The sequence below is a fragment of the Streptomyces sp. CA-142005 genome, from assembly GCF_050942335.1.
GTDB lineage: Bacteria > Actinomycetota > Actinomycetes > Streptomycetales > Streptomycetaceae > Streptomyces.
This window is the reverse complement of the sequence record NZ_CP192078.1, coordinates 148,294-166,704: the sequence shown is the minus strand read 5'-3', so window position 1 is coordinate 166,704 and position 18,411 is coordinate 148,294. Positions and strand designations below refer to the sequence as shown.

General features: G+C 67.5%; 11 protein-coding genes and 4 pseudogenes. 6 read left to right on the top strand and 9 right to left on the bottom strand.

Going from position 1 to position 18,411, the window contains the following annotated elements; translation table 11 throughout:
- The first annotated feature begins 43 nt into the window (after positions 1 to 43).
- On the top strand, positions 44 to 670 hold the full coding sequence (locus tag ACQPXS_RS00845; RefSeq protein ID WP_433445958.1) for a CGNR zinc finger domain-containing protein: 627 nt from the start codon (positions 44 to 46) through the stop codon (positions 668 to 670).
- Positions 671 to 828: 158 nt separating this feature from the next.
- Positions 829 to 1,056 (top strand): annotated as a pseudogene (locus ACQPXS_RS00840) (IS5 family transposase); the annotation flags it as partial.
- A 128-nt stretch (positions 1,057 to 1,184) separates the two neighbouring features.
- On the opposite strand, the pseudogene ACQPXS_RS00835 reads toward ACQPXS_RS00840, so the two are convergent.
- Positions 1,185 to 1,421, bottom strand: a pseudogene (locus tag ACQPXS_RS00835) (hypothetical protein); the annotation flags it as partial.
- 482 nt (positions 1,422 to 1,903) lie between these two features.
- On the opposite strand from ACQPXS_RS00835, the gene ACQPXS_RS00830 reads away from it, so the two are divergent.
- Positions 1,904 to 2,275: a hypothetical protein gene (locus ACQPXS_RS00830; protein WP_433445956.1), complete on the top strand. Its 372-nt coding sequence runs from the start codon at positions 1,904 to 1,906 to the stop codon at positions 2,273 to 2,275.
- An 18-nt stretch (positions 2,276 to 2,293) separates the two neighbouring features.
- Positions 2,294 to 5,755, top strand: a complete 3,462-nt coding sequence (locus ACQPXS_RS00825; RefSeq protein WP_433445954.1) for a CHAT domain-containing protein — start codon at positions 2,294 to 2,296, stop codon at positions 5,753 to 5,755.
- A 19-nt stretch (positions 5,756 to 5,774) separates the two neighbouring features.
- Here ACQPXS_RS00825 and ACQPXS_RS00820 read toward each other — a convergent pair whose 3' ends face one another.
- The 6 genes and pseudogenes from ACQPXS_RS00820 to ACQPXS_RS00795 all read right to left on the bottom strand — a co-directional run bounded on the left by ACQPXS_RS00820 (position 5,775) and on the right by ACQPXS_RS00795 (position 12,571).
- Positions 5,775 to 6,887: a hypothetical protein gene (locus ACQPXS_RS00820; protein ID WP_433456263.1), complete on the bottom strand. Its 1,113-nt coding sequence runs from the start codon at positions 6,885 to 6,887 to the stop codon at positions 5,775 to 5,777.
- Positions 6,888 to 7,054: 167 nt separating this feature from the next.
- A pseudogene (locus ACQPXS_RS00815) lies at positions 7,055 to 7,492 on the bottom strand (transposase); the annotation flags it as partial.
- A 129-nt stretch (positions 7,493 to 7,621) separates the two neighbouring features.
- Positions 7,622 to 9,259: a GH39 family glycosyl hydrolase gene (locus ACQPXS_RS00810; RefSeq protein WP_433445952.1), complete on the bottom strand. Its 1,638-nt coding sequence runs from the start codon at positions 9,257 to 9,259 to the stop codon at positions 7,622 to 7,624.
- Between the two features lie 157 nt (positions 9,260 to 9,416).
- A complete protein-coding gene (locus ACQPXS_RS00805) occupies positions 9,417 to 10,370 on the bottom strand; it encodes a carbohydrate ABC transporter permease (protein ID WP_433445950.1) in 954 nt (317 codons plus the stop codon).
- Positions 10,354 to 11,226 (bottom strand): carbohydrate ABC transporter permease, encoded by an 873-nt coding sequence (locus tag ACQPXS_RS00800; RefSeq protein ID WP_433445948.1) that lies wholly within the window; start codon positions 11,224 to 11,226, stop codon positions 10,354 to 10,356. The genes ACQPXS_RS00805 and ACQPXS_RS00800 overlap by 17 nt, the downstream gene beginning before the upstream one ends.
- Positions 11,227 to 11,272: 46 nt before the next feature.
- Positions 11,273 to 12,571 carry an ABC transporter substrate-binding protein gene (locus tag ACQPXS_RS00795; RefSeq protein WP_433445946.1) on the bottom strand — a complete coding sequence of 433 codons (1,299 nt, stop codon included), beginning with the start codon at positions 12,569 to 12,571 and terminating at the stop codon, positions 11,273 to 11,275.
- A gap of 180 nt (positions 12,572 to 12,751) precedes the next feature.
- Here ACQPXS_RS00795 and ACQPXS_RS00790 point away from each other — a divergent pair, with 180 nt between their 5' ends.
- Positions 12,752 to 13,789 (top strand): LacI family DNA-binding transcriptional regulator, encoded by a 1,038-nt coding sequence (locus tag ACQPXS_RS00790; protein ID WP_433445944.1) that lies wholly within the window; start codon positions 12,752 to 12,754, stop codon positions 13,787 to 13,789.
- A gap of 30 nt (positions 13,790 to 13,819) precedes the next feature.
- Here the strand turns inward: ACQPXS_RS00790 and ACQPXS_RS00785 are convergent, their stop codons facing one another.
- Both ACQPXS_RS00785 and ACQPXS_RS00780 read right to left on the bottom strand, forming a co-directional pair.
- Entirely contained in the window at positions 13,820 to 16,237 is a 2,418-nt protein-coding gene (locus ACQPXS_RS00785; RefSeq protein WP_433445943.1) for a glycoside hydrolase family 95 protein, read from the bottom strand.
- 115 nt (positions 16,238 to 16,352) lie between these two features.
- On the bottom strand, positions 16,353 to 17,906 hold the full coding sequence (locus ACQPXS_RS00780; protein ID WP_433445941.1) for an enolase C-terminal domain-like protein: 1,554 nt from the start codon (positions 17,904 to 17,906) through the stop codon (positions 16,353 to 16,355).
- A gap of 310 nt (positions 17,907 to 18,216) precedes the next feature.
- Between ACQPXS_RS00780 and ACQPXS_RS00775 the strand changes: the two are divergent.
- Positions 18,217 to 18,342: pseudogene (locus ACQPXS_RS00775) on the top strand (GntR family transcriptional regulator); the annotation flags it as partial.
- Between the last annotated feature and the right edge of the window lie 69 nt (positions 18,343 to 18,411).

Genomic DNA, 18,411 nt, shown 5'->3' with positions numbered 1-18,411 from the left:
CCCATGCCGTCATCCATTAGGCTGGCGGTATGATGGAGGCGTGATGAGCGATGCCTTGACTACGAGCGCGCCGCTACTAGGGGAGCCGCTGCCGGTCGAGCTGATGAACACCGTCTTCGTCGACAGCAGCCGCACCGGCGACGCCCTCGACCGCGACGCCGACGCCGCGGCCTGGCTGCGGGCGGTCGCCGACCGACTCGGAACCGAGACCGCGATCAAGGCCGACCAACTGGACGAGGACGCGGTGCGCCCGGTCGCCGGAACACTGCGTACGCTGCGTGACGCGCTGCGACTGCTCGCAGCGGAGGCAACCGAGGATCCGCGCCCTCCGGCTGCGACGCCGGAACTGACGCGTGGGGAAGCGATCAGCGCTCTGAACGCTCTCGCCCAAGCCTGGCCCGAGCTCGCCTGGCCCGCCGACGGGCAACCCTCACGCGCCTATCAGGGCGGCGGGACGGCCGCGGAACTCGCCGTACGGCTCATCGCGCACCAGGCTGTCGAGCTGTTCACCGGACCCGACCGCTATCGCCTGCGCCCCTGCCTGGCGCCAAACTGCCCACTCTTCTTCGTCAAAAATCACGCACGACGGGAATGGTGCTCCCCGGTGTGCGGCAACCGCATGCGCGTCGCCCGCCACTACCGGCGCCACCACCCGGCCCCGCAGGGCTAGGTTCTGTCGGGAAAGCAGCCTGTCTCATTCCAAGACGCCCTGGTCCATGCCGTGCTTCCACGGCCGAAGACGCACGCCTGGGCGCACTCGACTCGGGACGGTACGTCCAGGTCATGAGTGAACGACGTCCATAGCCGAGTGATCTGTCCGATGCCTGCGGGACCAGGGGATTCACCCCGATGCCGAAGCGGTGGGCGGTCGAGTGGACCTACGACTGGCTGATGCTCCACCGCCGCCTGGCCCGCGACTACGAGACCCTCCCGGCCCGCTCCGAAGCCATGATCCACCTGGCCATGACGGGCCTGATGGCCCGCCGCCTCACCGGTGAAGCAACCATCTCCTGGCGTAACCCGACATCACCGGTTCAAATCCGCATTACGGGATGAAACAGCGGGAGAAGACGACCTCCTACATGCCTGATGGCTTCCCGGACCCGAGATAAATGGGACACCACGCGCCCCTGACCACTGCCGAGCGCGACGTCATCACCGAGGCGCTGAGCGCCGCCGTCTGACTACCTCTCACCGCCCCGATGGTCTGACCGGTCCGGCGAGCTACCGCCCTCGTCACCGTCATCATCGTCATCCAACTCGGCCGTGTCCGGGTCGCGCAGCGGGCGTAGGGAGCCGGCGGCCGGGATGGTGGCGGTGAAGCTGTAGCGTCCGAGCACGTTGATGTTGCGGTGCTTGAGCAGGGAGAGCCGGGCGATGTCCTCGTCGCGGATCTCGTAGCCCTCGGAGCGGAGCTGGGCGGCTCTTATGCGGGTGCGGACACGTCCACACTGACGTGAGGAGGTTGTCCATCGCATGGAAGGGATACTTGTGCCTGCCTGGGCTAGCGACAGCCGCCTCGCATCAAGGTAACTCTGTGTGACACGTGCACAATGAGCGGACGGCTGACCGGTTCGGCTGATTGCGTTGATCCTCAGCGGCCGCCAGCGATCGCGAGTCCGCGTCGGAGCCTCATGCGGAGGCACCAACAACCGGGGGAGTGGTCGACGCATCAGTGCCGCTGGCGAGACAGCAGACACCGCTAACCGGCATAGTCGCGAAGGCCACCCCCGAGTGCGACGCTCCGACTTCTCCACGGAACAGCTCGCATGGACCTTGGTCAAGGGTGCCTGTGCGCCATGGAATCGTCTTACGATCGGGGAATACCGCCCGCGTGCCATACTCAGCCATCAACTGGCTTCTGTGAAGCCTGTGTTGATCACGTTGGCGAAGGGACTGGGGGATGGTGCTGGAGTTGCCCAAGTGGCGCGTGATCGTCGCGTCGGATTCGCGTGCGGCGGAGGACGTGCACGGCGAACTGAGCCGTGACGGTTCCTGGGACTCCGGGATCTCGGTGGAGTTGGAACAGTCGGCGTCGAGGTTCCGGACGGGGGACGCTGCGATCCTCGTGGCCACCATTGCTGCTGCGAGTTCCGCCCTGACCGCGTTGGTGACCGGCATCCTGGGGCGCGGCGCGGCCAAGGAGGGGCAGCGCATCGTGATCGAGCTGGCGTCTGGGGCCAGGCTCGAGGTACCGGCGGGCATCGAACCGGCCGAACTGGACCGGATGCTCAGTCAGATCCGCGAGGATCCCCAGCGGATCCTCCTGCCGTGAAGGGAAGGGTTGCCCTGGGTGTACCCCTCTGATGAGGCGAACTCGTATGCAAAGACGGGCGATTCCGCCTGGGACCGCTTCGAGCAAACCCGTTCCCCGGCGGAGCTGAACAGCGCGATCTCCTCGTTCCGTGCCGCCGTCGCGGCGCTGCCGGCCGACGATCCCGGCCGCGTACCGCATCTTTACCGGCTTCTCAGCGCGCTGCATCTACGCTTCACGGAGACCAGGGATGCGGCGGACCTGGAACCTGCGATCGCCGCCGGGCGCGAGGCTATCTCCCTGGCCCGCAGGGACACCGTCTGCCTCTCAGCGTTCGCGGCCTTGCTCCTCGAGCGGTTCAAGGTGGCCGAGCGGCAGGCGGACCTCGACGAGGCGATCGAGGTGGCTCGTAGCGCGACGTGCCTGCCTCCCCCGCGGCCGTCGGACGGCACTGCCGCGCTGGCGAATCTCGGCTCGGCGCTGAGCGAGCGGTTCAAGTACCTCGGATCGGTCGAGGACCTGGAGGAGTCGATCGACCTCAAGCGCACGGCTGTCGTGCTGAGCCGACCGGGCCCCTCGCGCAAGCACGCGCTCCACAATCTGGTCCAGAGCCTGCGTCTGCTCGTCATGGAGACCGGACGCCCCGAGGCGATCGATGAGGCCGTCGCCGTTGCCCGGCGCGGGGTCAACGCCCGCCCGCGCGAAGGCAGCGACCAGGCCGTGAGCCTGAACGGTCTCGGCGCCGCCCTGGCGGACCGCTGCGAGCTGACTCACACCGCGGTGGGACTGGACGAGGCCCTGGCGTGCAGCCTAAAGGCCTTCGACATGACTCCAGTGGACCATCCCGAGCGGCAGACGTATCTGGTCAACCTGGTGGTCCAGTTGGCCCTCAAGGCACGTTTCTCGGGGAACCCCACGCACCTGGACGAAGCCGTACGCCTCGCACGCGCGTCCGCCGAGAGCGCCCCCGCACGCACCGAGGCGCCCGCCGAGCTGATCCTCGTGGCGGCCCTGGTGAACAGGTACCAGGCGACCGGTACGGTCGCGGACCTGGACGAGGCCATCGTGCTCACCCGCGCCGGTCTGACCCGGACGCAGGACCACTGGCCCGGACCCGCGCACTTCTCGGGCGTACTGTCCCAACTGCTGTTCCTGCGGCACAGGCAGGCCGGGGCGGTCACGGACCTGGACGAGGCGATCCGCCACGAGCGGGCGCAGTTGCAGAACCCCACCCTCGACCGCAGACGGCGTGCCACGGTGCTCAACGCGCTGGGCCTGCTGCTGTGGGCCCGGTCCCGGCGGACACGGGACCGGGACGACATCGAGGCGTCGATCGCTCTCTGCCGTGAGGCGGTGGCGACCGGGATCCACAGGTCCGACCGGGCGATGCACCTGTCCAATCTCGGCAACGCCCTGTTGGCGCGGTTCGAGTACGCTGGCCGGCCCGAGGATCTGGACGAGGGGATCGACGTGACGCGTCGCGCGGTGGCGGCGTCGACCGGTCGGGAAGCCGACGATCTGGCCCGGTACCTCGCGAACCTGACGCACGCCCTGACCCAGAGGCACGAACGGACCGGGCGCCTCGAGGACGTGGAAGAGGCGGTGTCCGCGGGCCGCAGAAGCGTGTCGCTGATCTCCGGCAGCCACCCGGAACGCGCCCGGTTCCTCGCCAACCTGGGTGCCGCCCTGCGCGCCCGCCACGCGTCCACGGGCAACCCTGACGACCGGTGCGCCGCGACGGCGGCGGACGTCGAAGCGTCGGCCGTGGACACGGCGCCGGTGTGGCAACGCCTCGGCTCCGCGAGGGCGGCCGCCGCCGACCTGGTCGCCGCGTCCGAAGTACTGCGTGCGACGGACCTGCTCCAGAACGCGGTACGGCTCCTACCGGAGGTCAGCCCCCGCCGCCTGGCCCGCAGCGACCAGGAGTACGCGCTGGGCGGCCTGGCGGGACTGGCCGGCGAGGCGGCCTCGCTCGTCCTGGCCGATCCGCGGCTGCCCGCGGCGGACCGGGCGGGGCGGGCCCTGAGCCTGCTGGAGGCCGGACGCGGCGTCCTCATCAGCCAGGCGCTCGACAGCCGCGACGACCTGTCCGCCTTGCGCCTCAGACACCCAGATCTCGCCGCGCGCTTCGTCGAACTCCGCGATCTGCTGGACCAGCCCTGGGAAGCCAGCCCGTCGTCGGGATGCGCGGAGCCCGGCACTCCCACGGCCGCACCACAGCCCGGCGGCGGCCGCGAACGGCACGAACTCGCCGCGGAGTTCGCCGCCACTCAGGCCAGGATCAGGGCGCTCGACGGCTTCGGCTCGTTCGGTCTGCCGCCCGGCGCCGACGAGTTGCTCGGCGCGGCGCAGGCAGGGCCGGTGGTCGTGCTCAACGTTAGCGCGTACGGGAGCCATGCCCTCCTGGTCACCCGGGACGGGGTCACGGCGCTGCCGCTCCCGCAGGCCGACGCGGACGGTGTGGCCACCAAGGCCTCGGCGTTCCTGGCGGCCCGGCAGTCGATTCTGATGGGGGACGCGGCGGCGGAGGAGCGGGGCGGGGCCCGGATGCTCTCCGTACTGGAGTGGCTGTGGGACGCCATCGCGGCCCCGGTGCTGGAGGCACTCGGCCACCGCACCGGCCCCTGTGCCGACACGGAGCCCTGGCCCCGTGTCTGGTGGGTCCCCTGCGGCCTGTTGAGCCTGCTGCCGATCCACGCCGCGGGCCACCACACCACCGCGGCCCGCGAGCGGTGCCCGCGCACGGTCATCGACCGCGTGGTCTCCTGCTACGCCCCGTCCCTGCGCACACTCATCCACACCAGGCAGACCGCGTCACCCGCGCGACGCGGGCCGACGCTCCCGGCGCTGGTGGTGGCGATGCCGGCCACGCCGGGACTCCCCAGCCTGGGCCGCCTGCCGTACGTCACGGAAGAGGTCGGGGTGCTGCGCAGCCACCTGCCCGAACTCACCGTGCTCGCCGACCAGGGGGCCGTACTGGACGCCACGGCGGAGCCGACGAAGGCCTCCGTCCTCGCCCGCCTCGCCCACCACCCGATCGCCCACTTCTCCTGCCACGGCGCTACCGACCCGCACCAGCCCTCACGCAGCCGGCTCCTGCTGCGGGACCACGAGCACGACCCGCTGACCGCCGCGAGCCTGGCACCGGTCGCGCTGGACCAGGCACAGCTCGCCTACCTGTCGGCATGCAACACCGCCTCGACCCAACCGGTGCGCCTGCTCGACGAGTCGATCCATCTGGCCTCGGCATTCCAGATCGCCGGTTTCCCGCATGTCATCAGCACGCTGTGGGAGATCGACGATCAACTCTCGGTACGCGTCGCCGACGACTTCTACGCCCGACTCCGCACGCCGGAGGGCGACTTGGACGTGAGCTGCGCAGCACAGGCCCTCCATCGGGCGACCCTCCGCGCCCGCAGAGGAGACGGGACCACGGACGGACCGGCGGACGCACTCCAGAACCCGTTCCTCTGGGCGTCCTACGTCCACATCGGCATCTGACTCCTCGGCGCCCCCGAGGTCATTCATCCTCGGACCGCGCCAACTGCTCCTCGAACCAGGCACGCCGACTCTGAGGACAGGCCCTACGGAGATGCCCCAGCGCCTGGTGAACCGAGTGCGTGTCATAGCCGGACGTGATCACGCCACGCGACAAAAGGACGTTGAGCGTGTAACCGACCAGCCCGTCGCTCAGCCGCCAGAGTGCCCTCGATGCCTCCTCCTTGACCCGTGGCTCGGCCGTGCGCGAGGCCAGCAGATCGGCGAGCGACGCCAGGGTCAGCATCCCGTCGGGCGGTGCGCTGCGCAGACATCCCAGCGCCACCTCGGGGTTGGGGTGATGAAGGAAGACCTTGGTCCAACTGGCGCGCAGGAGCGTCTGGGCCCGCTCCCCACTGCCGATGTACTCCGTGTGACGACCATCCTCCGGCCACACATACGGCAGCGTGCTTTGCTCGAAGAAGCGTGCCACATCGATGCTCCAGGGCAGACGCAACGGCGCCATGCCCCACAGCTCGTCCCCCATCGGATCGGCGGGCAGCGTGACCATCTGCTCCGCGTCTGGCCCGCCCGGCACGGCCGCGCGCTCGACAGGGCCGACCACGGTCTGGACCGCCATCTCTCCACCGCAGGCCCGGCAGACGGTCGCAAGCGCCGTACCGCCGGTCTGGGCGATGCCACTGCACACGGCGCACTGCAGCATCGAGCACGCACCGCAGTGCAGCCCGCCGCCCGTCTTCACCAGGACAGCTAGCTCGTCGTAGGTCAGATGCAACGACACCGAGCCGACGTTCTCGTCATTGATCGGCAGCTTGTACGGCACGACGAAGAAGCCGCACCAGGCACACCGCGTGCCCGACGGCGAAGGACTCTGGCTCTGCGGCCGCTCCCCCAACTCGATCGGCTTGCCGTCGGCCTCGTGGAACAAGTAGATGAGGTCCCGCCCGAAGTTGCCCTCCGGGGTCTCCACGATGTTGTAGACCAGCTCGTCCTTGACATGGGCCCCACGAAGAAATTCCAGTGCGGCCCGCCGGCTCGGCCCGCCGTAGACGTGGTAGGTGGCCTGGCCTGTCCGTTCGGTCTGCTTGAAGCGAACGTCGGCCGGAAGCCCGTCGCCCTCCTTGCGCTCCGCCAAGGACATGCAACCCCCGATGCAGACGTGAACACCAACGTTAGATGCTCTACTGGTAGTTGACATACAGTCAACCGCTGGATGTCCCTTGTCGTGGTGTAGGCGATCAATCGGCCGTTGTGTTGGTGGCGTTGGGTAGTCCGGGGACGCTTTCGGGGAGCTCGGCGGGGGTAGATCTGGTCCATACTGCCTTCGGGGAGGTAGCGGCGGGGGAAGGCGATCCACTCGTCGTGCATCTCGAAGAGCACGGCGGTGACCAGTCGCAGCAGCGCGTCGTCGTTTGGGAAGACCTGGACGACGTCGATGCGACGCTTGATTTCTCGGTTGACCCGCTCCAGCGGATTTGTGGACTGGATCTTCTTCCAGTGGCGTTCCGGGAAGGCCGCGAAGGCCGTCAGGTCGTCCTTGGCGTCAAGGAGCATCTGTTTGACCTGCGGGATCTGTGCGCCGAGCATGTCGGCGACCGTGTCGAGCTGGGCACGAACGGCGGCTTGGTCGGGCTGGGCGAAGATGGTGCGGATGGTGGCGGCGACCATCTCGGCGGCGTCCTTCGGGATCACGCTGAAGACGTTGCGCAGGAAGTGCACCCGGCACCTCCGCAGCCGAGCCGGGCCGGCGGCCCGCTGCGGGCTGTCCATCGAGCGCCCCGGTCAGAGCTGACCAGCGGCCCGATACAGCCCGGATCGTCGCCGATTCGCGTCATTTCCGCTGCCGGCCATCCGAACGGGTGGCGGGTCTCACGCCGCCTGCCGCAGCGACATCACCGCCCACGGCGAGAGGTCGACATCGATCTCGAGCACACCACTGTCGGGCACAGTCAGCGTGAAACTGCGGAGCGAGTCGGCGACAGTGCGCAAGTATTCGCTGTCCGCCCGGGAGAGGTTGAGGGGCGATCCGAGCTGGTGCCAGGCTTCGGCGACGTTGCCGTGCTCCCAGTCCATGATTTCGACGAGGAATCGGGTCCCCGGCTTGAGTTCACCGATCGAGTGGCGGATCCTTCGGTTCGGTCCCATCTCGACCAGCGCGCGCGTCGCCGGATACGAGTTCGCCGAGCCGACACCACTCGTGGCCATCTCCTCTGGGTAGTTGAAGAACAGCGCTGACAGAGCCGATGTCCGGCTGTCCCGGGTCACGACGCCCTCGGCCGTCCCGAGGAGAAGTCGGTCACCCAGCCGTTGGAGCATCCTGAACGCGTGAAATGTGGGTTTGTGGATGCCGACCTCGTTCACCAGGCCGAATCCGCCGTGAAACGGTCCGAGCCCAGCTCCTCCCTCCTCGAACACGTCCGTGAAGGTCCAGTAGGAGATCGAGTCGGCGAGGGTGGCACACTTCAGGTAGGTCCGCGTGATGTACGTGGCGGCGAACAGTGTGTCATGGATGAAGTCGCGGGCAGACGGGGAGGTTGACCACTCCGTGATGTGGATCTCCGCGTCCGGATATGCGCTGTTCGCGACAAGATCGCGGAGGAGGGTCAGGTCGTCGAACGTCGCATTGGCGTATCGGGTGATGTGGACCGCCTGTCCGTCGGCGCCGTACGCGAAATCGGTCGGGTACAGGTGAGTCGAGATGAAGTCGACCGGGAGTCTGCGCTTCGCGCACCAGTCGATGAAGTCTTCGATCCACACCGGGCGCCAGTCCAGCGCGTCCACGTCTGACGCGCTCGCCGTCTCGTGCATCGCCGAGCGGTCCTCGGCCTCGCCCTTGTAGCGGTCGTCGGGCACGAAGACGCTCGTTGCGGGCCCGCCCACCTTCAGTTCGGGATCGATGTTCTTGATCGCCGTCACAGTGTGTTCGTAGAGTTCGAAGTACTCAGTCTTCGTTCCCGTCCAAAAGTGCGGAACCAGATTCGGTTCGTTCCACACTTCGAATCGCCATTGGCGTACCTCAGCGAGACCGTATCGGTCGATCCAGTGTTCGACCGAACGCGTCACCAGCTCAACCCAGCGTGCCATGTCCTTGGGCGGGCTGCAGTGAGCACCCCACCAGAACACCGTTTCGTGTGCCGTCGCCAACTCGCGTGGCATGAATCCCAGCTCCACGAAGGGACGGGCGCCGGACTTCAGGATGAAGTCGAAGACCTTGTCGACGTAGCTGAAGGTGTACATCGGGGAGGGGAGTGGCGTATTCGGGCCGAACCCGTGCCCGTAGCTCTCCCGGTACACGAACATGTCGTCGTGAAAGACCCCGTGGAAGCGGATGTAGCGGAATCCGCAGGCATCGACGGCCTCGCCGAACTGCTGCTGCCAGTCTGCGCGCAATGCCTCATTCGCCCGTCCGGCGCCGACGCACTCCGACCAGATATGCGGAAGCGGGCTCTCGTCGCGAAGCTCGCCGTCGATCCGGAACCGAGATTCGCCCTGGGCGTCGTTTGTCATCGTCTCACATTTCTTTGAAGAGTCGCTTGTTGAAGACAGCCGGCTTGTCCACGCCGGCCGCGAGGTCGGTAATCGGGCTGCTCAGTCGTCGTCGGTCGGTGCCGGTGAGCGGGGCGTGCGACGCCCCGCTTCGTCGGCAAGGTCCGCCGGACAGGTCCTAGCCCTTGACGGCGCCGAGCGAAACGCCTGACTGCCAATACCGCTGCAGGCTGAGGAACGCGATGATCAGCGGTACGACGGTCAGCAACGCGGCTGTGATCACGAGGTTCTGGATGAGAGCGCCGTTCCCCGCGGTCGATCCCAGCTTGTTCCATTGATTGAGTCCGATGGTCAGTGGATACCAGTTGGGATCCTTGAGCATGATCAGCGGAAGGAAGTAGTTGTTCCAGATCGATACGAACGAGAAGAGCAGGACCGTCACGCTCGCCGGTGCGAGCAGCGGAAGCGCGATCTGGACGAAGGTCCTGAACTCGCCGGCGCCGTCGACCTTTGCTGCATCGAGCAGGTCCGTCGGTACGGCTTCGGCCGTGTACACCCACATCAGGTACAACCCGAAGGGGTTGATGAAACTCGGTATGAGAACGGCCCACGGGGTGTTGGTGATGCCGAGATGCGCGAACAGCAAGAACTGGGGGATCGCGAGGGCGATTCCCGGTACCGCGATCGATCCCAGGATGACGAACAGCAGCACGCGCTTGCCGCTGAACTGGAGCTTCGCCAGGGCGTACCCGCCGAGGGCCGCCAGGAACGTCGACACGACCGCGCCTACGACGACGTAGATGACGGTGTTGAGCAGCCACCGGGAGAAGATCCCGTCCTGGTATCTGAAGACCTCGACGATGTTGTCCCATAGGGCGAACCTGTGACCGGGTGCGAGCCCGAACGAGGAGACGAAGTCGGCCTGCGTCTTGGTCGCGTTGATGACCAGCCACACAAGTGGCAGCAGGCAGTACAGGGCGGACAACCCTGTCATGACAGTCAGAGTCACGCTCTTCTTGGGGTTCTCCACGGTATAGCGGCGATGGCGGTCGCGGGTATGTCCTGTGGAGGGGCCGGTTGTCGCGACGTTGACTTCCGCGGATCGAGCTCCTGTGCTAGTGATCGAAGGCATTCCTCAATCCTCTGATCTGGACGGCGTAGGCGACCGCGATCGTGATCGCGGCCATGACGAGGGCGAGGGCTGCCGCGTAGCCTTGCTGAGATCCGGTGAAGGCCAGGTTGTAGGCGTACAAGTTCGGCGTGTAGTGGGTGGTGATGCCGCTGTTGGCCACCATGGATGGCAGGATCTGCGGCTCGTTGAAAATCTGGAACGTGCCGATGATCGAGAAGATGATCGCGATGACCAGGGACTGCCGCAGTGCCGGCAGCTTGATTCTGAGGACGACTTGGAATTCGTTCGCCCCGTCGAGTGCTGCGGCCTCGTACAGCTCGCGCGGCACGGCCTTGAGCACGGCGTAGAAGATGAGCATGTTGAAGCCGGTGAAGGCCCAGGTCACCATCACGCCGATGGAGATGAGCGTGGTACTGGGGGTGAAGGGGTTGAGATCCGTGCCCAGAGCTTTGTCGAGGCTGCCGAGCAGGCCGTATTTGACGCCCAGCATGAATCCCCACATGAGAGTCGACACGACCGCCGGCACCGCATAGGGGAGGAAGATCGACACCCGCATGAACCTGGTGCCGTGCAGACGCCTGGAGTCCAGTGCCAGCGCCAGTGCCACGGCGAGGATCAGCATGACCGGCACCTGGACGAGTGTGAACGAGAAGACCCGGCCCACACCGTCCCAGAACTGCGCGTCGTGGAACAGCTTGGTGTAGTTGGCGAACCCGGTGAACGTGTTGCCCCCGATGAGCTTCTGCTGGAAGAGGCTGAGGTAGCCGGCGTAGACGATCGGCACGATGTACACGAGCGTGAACAACAGCCCGAAGGGTGCGATGAACGCCAGTCCGATCTGCTTCCTGCCACGCATTCCGGCCGACTCCGGGTGCTGCGCTGTATTGGGCGACGTCACAGGGCTAGTCCACCTCGAAACCCTGCTCGTTGCCATACTTGATCATGCGCTGCTTCCACTCCTCGAGGATTCCCGCGAGCGAGCCCTTGCCCGTGGTGTAGTACTTCGACACGAGGTCGCCGTAGGTCGACCGGGCCCACTCGAAGAACGGCGGGAACTGCCAGCCGGGCGCGACCGACTTCGATGCTTCTGCCAGCACGGGACCGACCTTCTGGTCACCGAAGTACTTGTTGACCTTGCTCTGGGAGTCCGTGCCCGCCAACACCGACGTGTTCGGCACGAAGGCGCCCGCATCGACGCGGGGCGAAAGGCCGCCGCCGTGCGTGAAGTACTCGAGGAACTTGAATGCCGCGTCCTTGTGCGGGGCAGCAGCCGGGATGCCGAAGCCGCTTCCGCCGTTCTCGGCCCCGACCTTCTCGCCCTTCTGCCACTGCGGCATCAGCGCGACTCTGAAGTCACCGGCGGCCTTGGGCGCACGCTGGGGGAGTGACGCGGTCAGCCAGCCGCCCATGATCTGCGAGGCAAGAGTTCCGTCGTTGAGCGTGCGGTTCCAGTCGTCGGACCACGCTGTGACCTTGGTGTTGAGCAAGTGCTCGTCGAGCATCTTCTGCCAGAACGCCACGGCTTTGGTGGTGGCGGGCTCCGAGAAGTCGATGTGCACCTTGGTGCCGTTCACCTTGAACGGGCGACCGCCGGCCTGCCAGATGAGCGAGAGCAGGAAGAAGAGGTCCCCGGTGTCCTGGGCGATGTAGTAGTCGCCACCGAGCGCGCGAATCTTCTTGGCGTCCTTGTAGTACTCGTCCCACGTGGCCGGGGGTTGGTTGAGACCCGCCTTTTTGAGCGTGGCCTGGTTGTAGAACATGACCGACGGCCCGTAGTCGGAGGGAAGTGCGTAGACCTTGCCATCGACTGTCACGTCGTTCCACGCGGCGTCGACGTAGTCCTTCTTGAGTTTGTCGGCGCCGAATTTTCCGAGGTTGTCGAGCTTGCCGGGAATGGCGAAGTAGGGCACCGCGAAGTACTCGAACATTGCGAGGTCCGGCACACCGGAACCCGCCTGGATCGCATTGTCGAGAGCCGTGTACTCGTCGAACGACGAGCCGGCGTTGACCACCTTGACCTTGATGTTCGGGTTCGCCGCCTCGAACCCGGGGACGGCCTTCGCGACGGTGTCGTCCCAGCTCCAGACCGTGAGCTTCACCTGGCCGTTGCCGCCGTCCGACGTCCCACTCGAGCAAGCGCCCAGTACGAGCGTCAGCCCGAGCGCCGCGGAAAGGAGCCTTGCCTGCTTGCGGAACCTCATGAGCCGCCTCCTCCTTGAGAAGACTCGAAACTTTTTCGCACTATTTTCGAAGCACGTGGGAAGCTACTGGGCTCAATCCGGTCACGTCAAGGACTTGGACAGGCAGGAATTGGACGCCAGGGCGGCACATGTGTAACGTGCGCCTGGGTTCGAAAAAGTTTCGCGCGAAACGGAGTCACCATGAGTCGGCGGTCTCATTCCGAACGAGCCACCCTCGCGGATGTCGCCCGGCTGGCCGGTGTCTCACCGGCGACCGCCTCCAAGGTCCTCAACGGGCGCAGCGACGTAGGGGCGAACACGCGCGACCTCGTCCTCGGCGCCATCGCCGAGCTCGGCTACAAGCCGACGACAGCGCGACGAGATGTGCAGCGGGAGCGGACGCTCGTGACCGTGCTCGACATCGTCGAGTCTCGCTACGCCGGCACCGTGCTCCAAGGGATCCTCGTGGCCGCGACGGCTGCGCAGGCCGAGCTCCTCCTGCGCCTCCCGCCCGAAGACTGGACCGGCACAAACCGCACAGCGGCCCGTGCCTGGATCGCGGAACTGCGGGCGTCCGGTGTCGTCGGCATCATCGCGCTCGCCGTGGCCGTGCCCGACTCCGTGCTCCTCGCCGCGGAGGAGGCGGAGCTGTCGGTGGTGTCGATCGACCCGATCGACACCACCGACTCGCGTATCGTCAGCATCGGTTCCACCAACTGGGCGGGTGGCCGCTCGGCGACCGAGCATGTCATCAGGCTGGGACACCGCAGGATCGCCTGGATCGGCGGACCGCTGGGTTCAACTCCCTCCGCTGAGCGCTTCCACGGGTACCAGGCCGCGTTGCACTCGGCGGGCATCACGCCGGACGACGTGATGATCCGCCACGACACGTTCTCCGTCGAAGCGGGTCTTCAGCACGCCCGTGACATGCTGGCGCTCGACGAGCGGCCGACCGCGATCGTCGCGGGCAACGACGAAATCGCGGTCGGGGTGCTCGCTGCGGCCAATGAACTGGATATCGCCGTCCCGGGGGATCTCTCGGTCACGGGGTTCGACGACACGCCGCAGGCCCAATGGACGACCCCCCGGCTGACGTCCGTCGGGCAGCCTCTCGTCGGCATGGGCCGAATGGCCGTCGAGACCGCCCTCAGCATGGCGGACGGCGTCCAGCCCGCCTCCCGGCACCTCCAGCTGGCGACCACCCTCAATGTCCGTGACTCCACGGGTCCTGCAGCATGACCTGCTCCGCTCAGAGGGCGCCGCGAGGTGTCAGAGCGGCGTGATCACATACTCACCGCCCGCCTCGGTCTGGAACACCGCGAGGGTGCTTTCGGGGCGCTTCACTTCTGTTTCGGCGCCGCCTGTGGAATGCACGGCGACCGGTGCGGCGGTGCGCAGTCGGACGGTGCCGGGCACGCGCGCTGTCAGGTGGGCTTGGGCCAGCGCGCCGTCGAGCCAGGAGAGGCTGACGGTGAGGCCGCCACGGGCGAGGAGGCCGGTGACCCGGCCCGCAGGGAGCTGCGGCGGCAGGGCGGGCAGCAGGTGGACCTCACCGGTGTGGGACTGGAGTAGCCATTCGGTCACGCCGGCGGTGGCGCCGAAGTTGCCGTCGATCTGGAAGGGCGGATGGAGGTCGAACAGGTTCGGGGCGGTGTGATCCGGGGTGAGCAGGTCGCCGAGGAGCTTGTAGGAGCGGGCGCCGTCTTCCGCGCGCGCCCAAAAATTGATCTTCCAGGCGAGGGACCAGCCGGTGCCGTCGTCCCCACGCATCTCCAGCGTCTTCAGCGCGGCCTGGAAGAGTTCCGGGGTCGCGCGCTTGGTGATCTGGTTGCTGGGGTGGAGGCCGTACAGGTGGGAGATGTGGCGGTGCTGCTGCTCGGGCGCACCCGCGTCCCAGTCCTGCTGCCACTCCTGCAGCTGCCCCAGGGCGCCGATCTTCATGGGCGGCAGTTGGGCACGGGCCTGGCGCACCCGGTCGGCGTACGGGCTGGTGGTGCCGAGGACGTCGCAGGCGGCGAGATAGCCGTCGAAGAGGTCGCGCAGGATCTGGTTGTCCATCGTCGGGCCCGCACATGCGGACACGCCGGGGTGATGGGCGTTCTCGGGCGAGACGGACGGACAGGTCACCAGGTATCCGCTGGTGGGGTCGTGGACGAGCGCGTCGAGGAAGAAGCGGACCGCGCCTTCGACGACGGGGAGCCGGCGGCGCAGGGCGTCGCGGTCGCCGGTGAAGCGGTAGTGCTCCCATATGGAGGTGGCGAGCCAGGCGCCGCCGGTGGGCCACATCCCCCAGAAGGCTCCGTCCACGGGCGCGGTACCGCGCCAGGCGTCGGTGTTGTGATGGGCGACCCAGCCGTCGGCCCCGTACTGCACGCTGGCGGTTTTCTGTCCGGCCTGGGCGAGGTCGTCGAGCAGGGCGAAGACCGGATCCCAGCACTCCAGGAGGTTGGTGGTGGGCGCGGGCCAGTAGTTCATCTCCGTGTTGATGTTGATCGTGTACTTGGAGTCCCAGGGCGGGGAGAGCTGGTCGTTCCAGATGCCCTGCAGATTGGCGGGCTGTGTACCGGGACGGGACGAGGAAATGAGCAGGTAGCGGCCGAACTGGTAGTGAAGCGCCACCAGTTGCGGGTCGTCGGCCTGAGCGAACGCGGCCACCCGCCGATCGGTCGACGCCTTCGCGGCATCCGTGGTGCCGAGGTCGAGCGTGACCCGGCGGAAGAGCGCGCGGTGGTCGCGCACGTGCCGGGAGCGCAACTGCCCGTACGGGGTGTCGGCTGCGGCGTTCAGCGGGCCCTCGGCGCGGGCGCGGTGGTCACCCGAGGCGTCCCGGTAGTCGTTGTAGCTGGTGCCGACGGACACCAGCAGGGTCACCGCGTCGGCCCCGTCCACGGCGAGCGTGCCGTTCTCGCTGCGTACGATGCCCCCTTCGGCGCGGGCACGCACCAGGGCGCGGAAGCGGACCCGGCCGGCGACCCCTTCACGCGTCTGCCCGGTCCCCTCCAGAGCGGCGGTGATCCGGTCCGGGGAGGACGTCTCGGCCTGCTGGGGACTGTCGAAGGCCGCGGTGAACGACACGGCACCGGGGGAGTCCGCTGTCAGCCGGACCACGATCACCTGGTCGGCGTGGCTGGCGAACGCCTGACGACGGTATGCGACTCCGTCGCGGACGTACGTCGTGGTCGCCACGGCCGTGTCCAGGTCCAGCTCACGACGGTAGGAGCTGACGTCACCTGTCCTCGGGAACGTCAGGCGGAGGTTGCCGACTGTCTGGTACATCAGCTCCCCGACCGGGATGCCCAGGAAGGTGGAGTTGATCAGGTCCTGGGCGGAGCTCCACTCGCCGGCGAAGACTCGGTGCCGGATCTCGGGGAGGTTTGCCAACCCCTGAGGGTTGGCGGGTTCGTAGGGGCCTCCCGCCCAGAGAGTGTCTTCATTGAGCTGGAGCTGCTCGGTGTCCACTCCGCCGAACACCATGGCGCCAAGGCGGCCGTTGCCGAGCGGCAACGCCTCCAGCCATTCGCCGGCGGGCTTGTCGTACCAGAGGACGAGACGGGAGGCCTCCGGGGTGGCGGCATCCTCCGACCCCGAGGTGGTCTTCGGCGACGCGGCCGCCGCAGCGGGCGGGAGACCGACGGCGAGTGCGGCGGACGTGGTTGCGGAGGCGACGAGAAAGTCTCTTCGTTCCATGGGAATGCCTGCCTTTCGATCGCGGGTTGGGCTGGTCATTCGGGTGTGGTGGCGTGGCCGGCCGGGCTCGGACGGCAGCGCAGGGGGAGCGCATGCCGGGGAAGGGCGGCGGTGGCTATTCCTGTGCCTTGCCCCCGGTGATGCGGGACAGGGCCAGGGCGATGAGGATGATCGCGCCGTTGAGGGCGCCGATCCACTGCGCGGGCACACCTCCGAGGGTGAGGACGTTCTGGATCAGGAACAGCAGCAGGATGCCGGTGAGCGCGCCGAACACGGCGCCCTTGCCGCCGTTGAGGCTGATGCCTCCGATGACCGCTGCGGCGAACACGGTGAAGATGTAGCCGTTGCCCTGGGCGGAGGCCACCGAGGCGAGGCGTCCCGAGAGCAGCAGACCGCTCAGCGCGGCCAGGACGCTGGCGGTGACGATGACGATCCACAGCACCCGGTCGGTGCGGATGCCGGCCGCTTTCGCCGCGTCGACGTTGCCGCCGATCGCATAGAGGGAGCGGCCGAAGCTGGTGAAGCCGAGCACCACGATCCCGACGGCGAAGATCACACGGTTCTCGGTGGTGCCGCTGACGGCCACGTAGTGGAACATCGCCATGTGCTGCACCATTTCGCACAGTCCGACGCCGCCGGCGTGCGGGCAGACCGGGACACCGAACTTGGCGGCCAGCAGCAGGATGGCGACGTTCTCGGTGACGCCGGCGGTGCGGCTGGCGTCGAGTTGCAGGACGTCGAGCGCGCCCGCCTGAAGGAACTGTTTGAACATCACCTGGTTGTGGGTGTGTTCACCCGTGGCCACCTTGACCGGCGCCAGCTCCCGGCGGATGGCGGCATGGCCGAAGATGTCGTCCGGCGAGGTGGGTTCCTCGATCCAGTAGGGATCGTAGGGCGCGAGCGTCGCCATCCAGTCGATCGCCTGCTGAACCCCACACGCCTGGTTGGCGTCGACGGCGATCCTGATGTCCGGGCCGACCACCTCGCGGGCCAGTCGCATGCGGCACTCGTCGTCCTGTCGGTCGGCGCCGACCTTCAGCTTGATCTGCCCGAAGCCATCGGCGACGGCCTCCTTGGACAGCCGTACCAGCTTCTCGTCGTCGTAACCGAGCCAGCCGGGGGTCGTGGTGTATGCCGGGTATCCGTGCTTCAGCAGATCCGCGGTGCGTTGGGCGCGGCCGGGCTCGGCGTGACGCAGGATCTCAAGGGCCTCGTCACGGGTGAGGGCGTCTTGGAGGCAGCGGAAGTCGACCAAGTCGACCAGCTGCTCCGGGGAGAGCTCGGCCAGACGGCGCCCGTAGAGGTCCCAGACGGTGTTGACGATCGCCGCAGCGGCTATGTCGATGGCCCCCTTCTCCGGGCCCAGCCAGCGCAGCCGGCTGTCGCCGGTCAGCCGCCGGGAGGAGCCGCGGAGATCGGCCAGTACCTTCTCCACCGGCAGCCCTACGATCAGTGGGGCCAGGTCCCGTACGGCGGCGACCTCGACGTCGTTGCCGCGTCCCACGGTGAAGGCGAGTCCGTAACCCTCGTCGTCCCCGGCGCTCGTGCGGATCGTCACATAGGCGGCCGAGTAGTCGGGCTCGGGGTTCATGGCGTCGGAGCCGTCGAGCTCCCGGGAGGTCGGGAACCGGACGTCGAGGGCCTCGACCGCGCTGATCAGCTCACTCATCGGGCGAAGCACCTTCGGCTCGGAGGGCCGAGTGCTGTCTCGGCGCCATGGCGACCACCCATCGTCGTCGTCGTGTGTCAAAGAGATGTCCTCTCTGCTACGGCAGACGCTGGACATGGGATGGATTTATAGGGCCGCCCGGCCCGGGTGTCCATACCCTTGCGGCAATCGATGCACATGGACGCGCTCCACCTGGGTATTTACGTCGGCGAAGTGTGCACGGAGGTGGACGGCCATCCCATCTCTTCTGAAGTGATGGGATGTATTGCTACGCTGCCGCGGCCTGGGCACACGAGCAGGGAGCAGCCGCATGTCATTGACCGACAAGGCCATCGACCGCATGAGGGATCTCATCCAGTCCGGCGAGCTGCCGCCAGGCGCCAAGCTGCCCCCCGAGCAGCAGCTGGCCGCGGAGCTGGGTCTGTCCCGCAATCTCGATGCCGCGCTCGCCGAGGGAGTTCGCCGCCAGCGCGAGTGCCTCGGCGGGGTAGCCCTGCACGGCGGC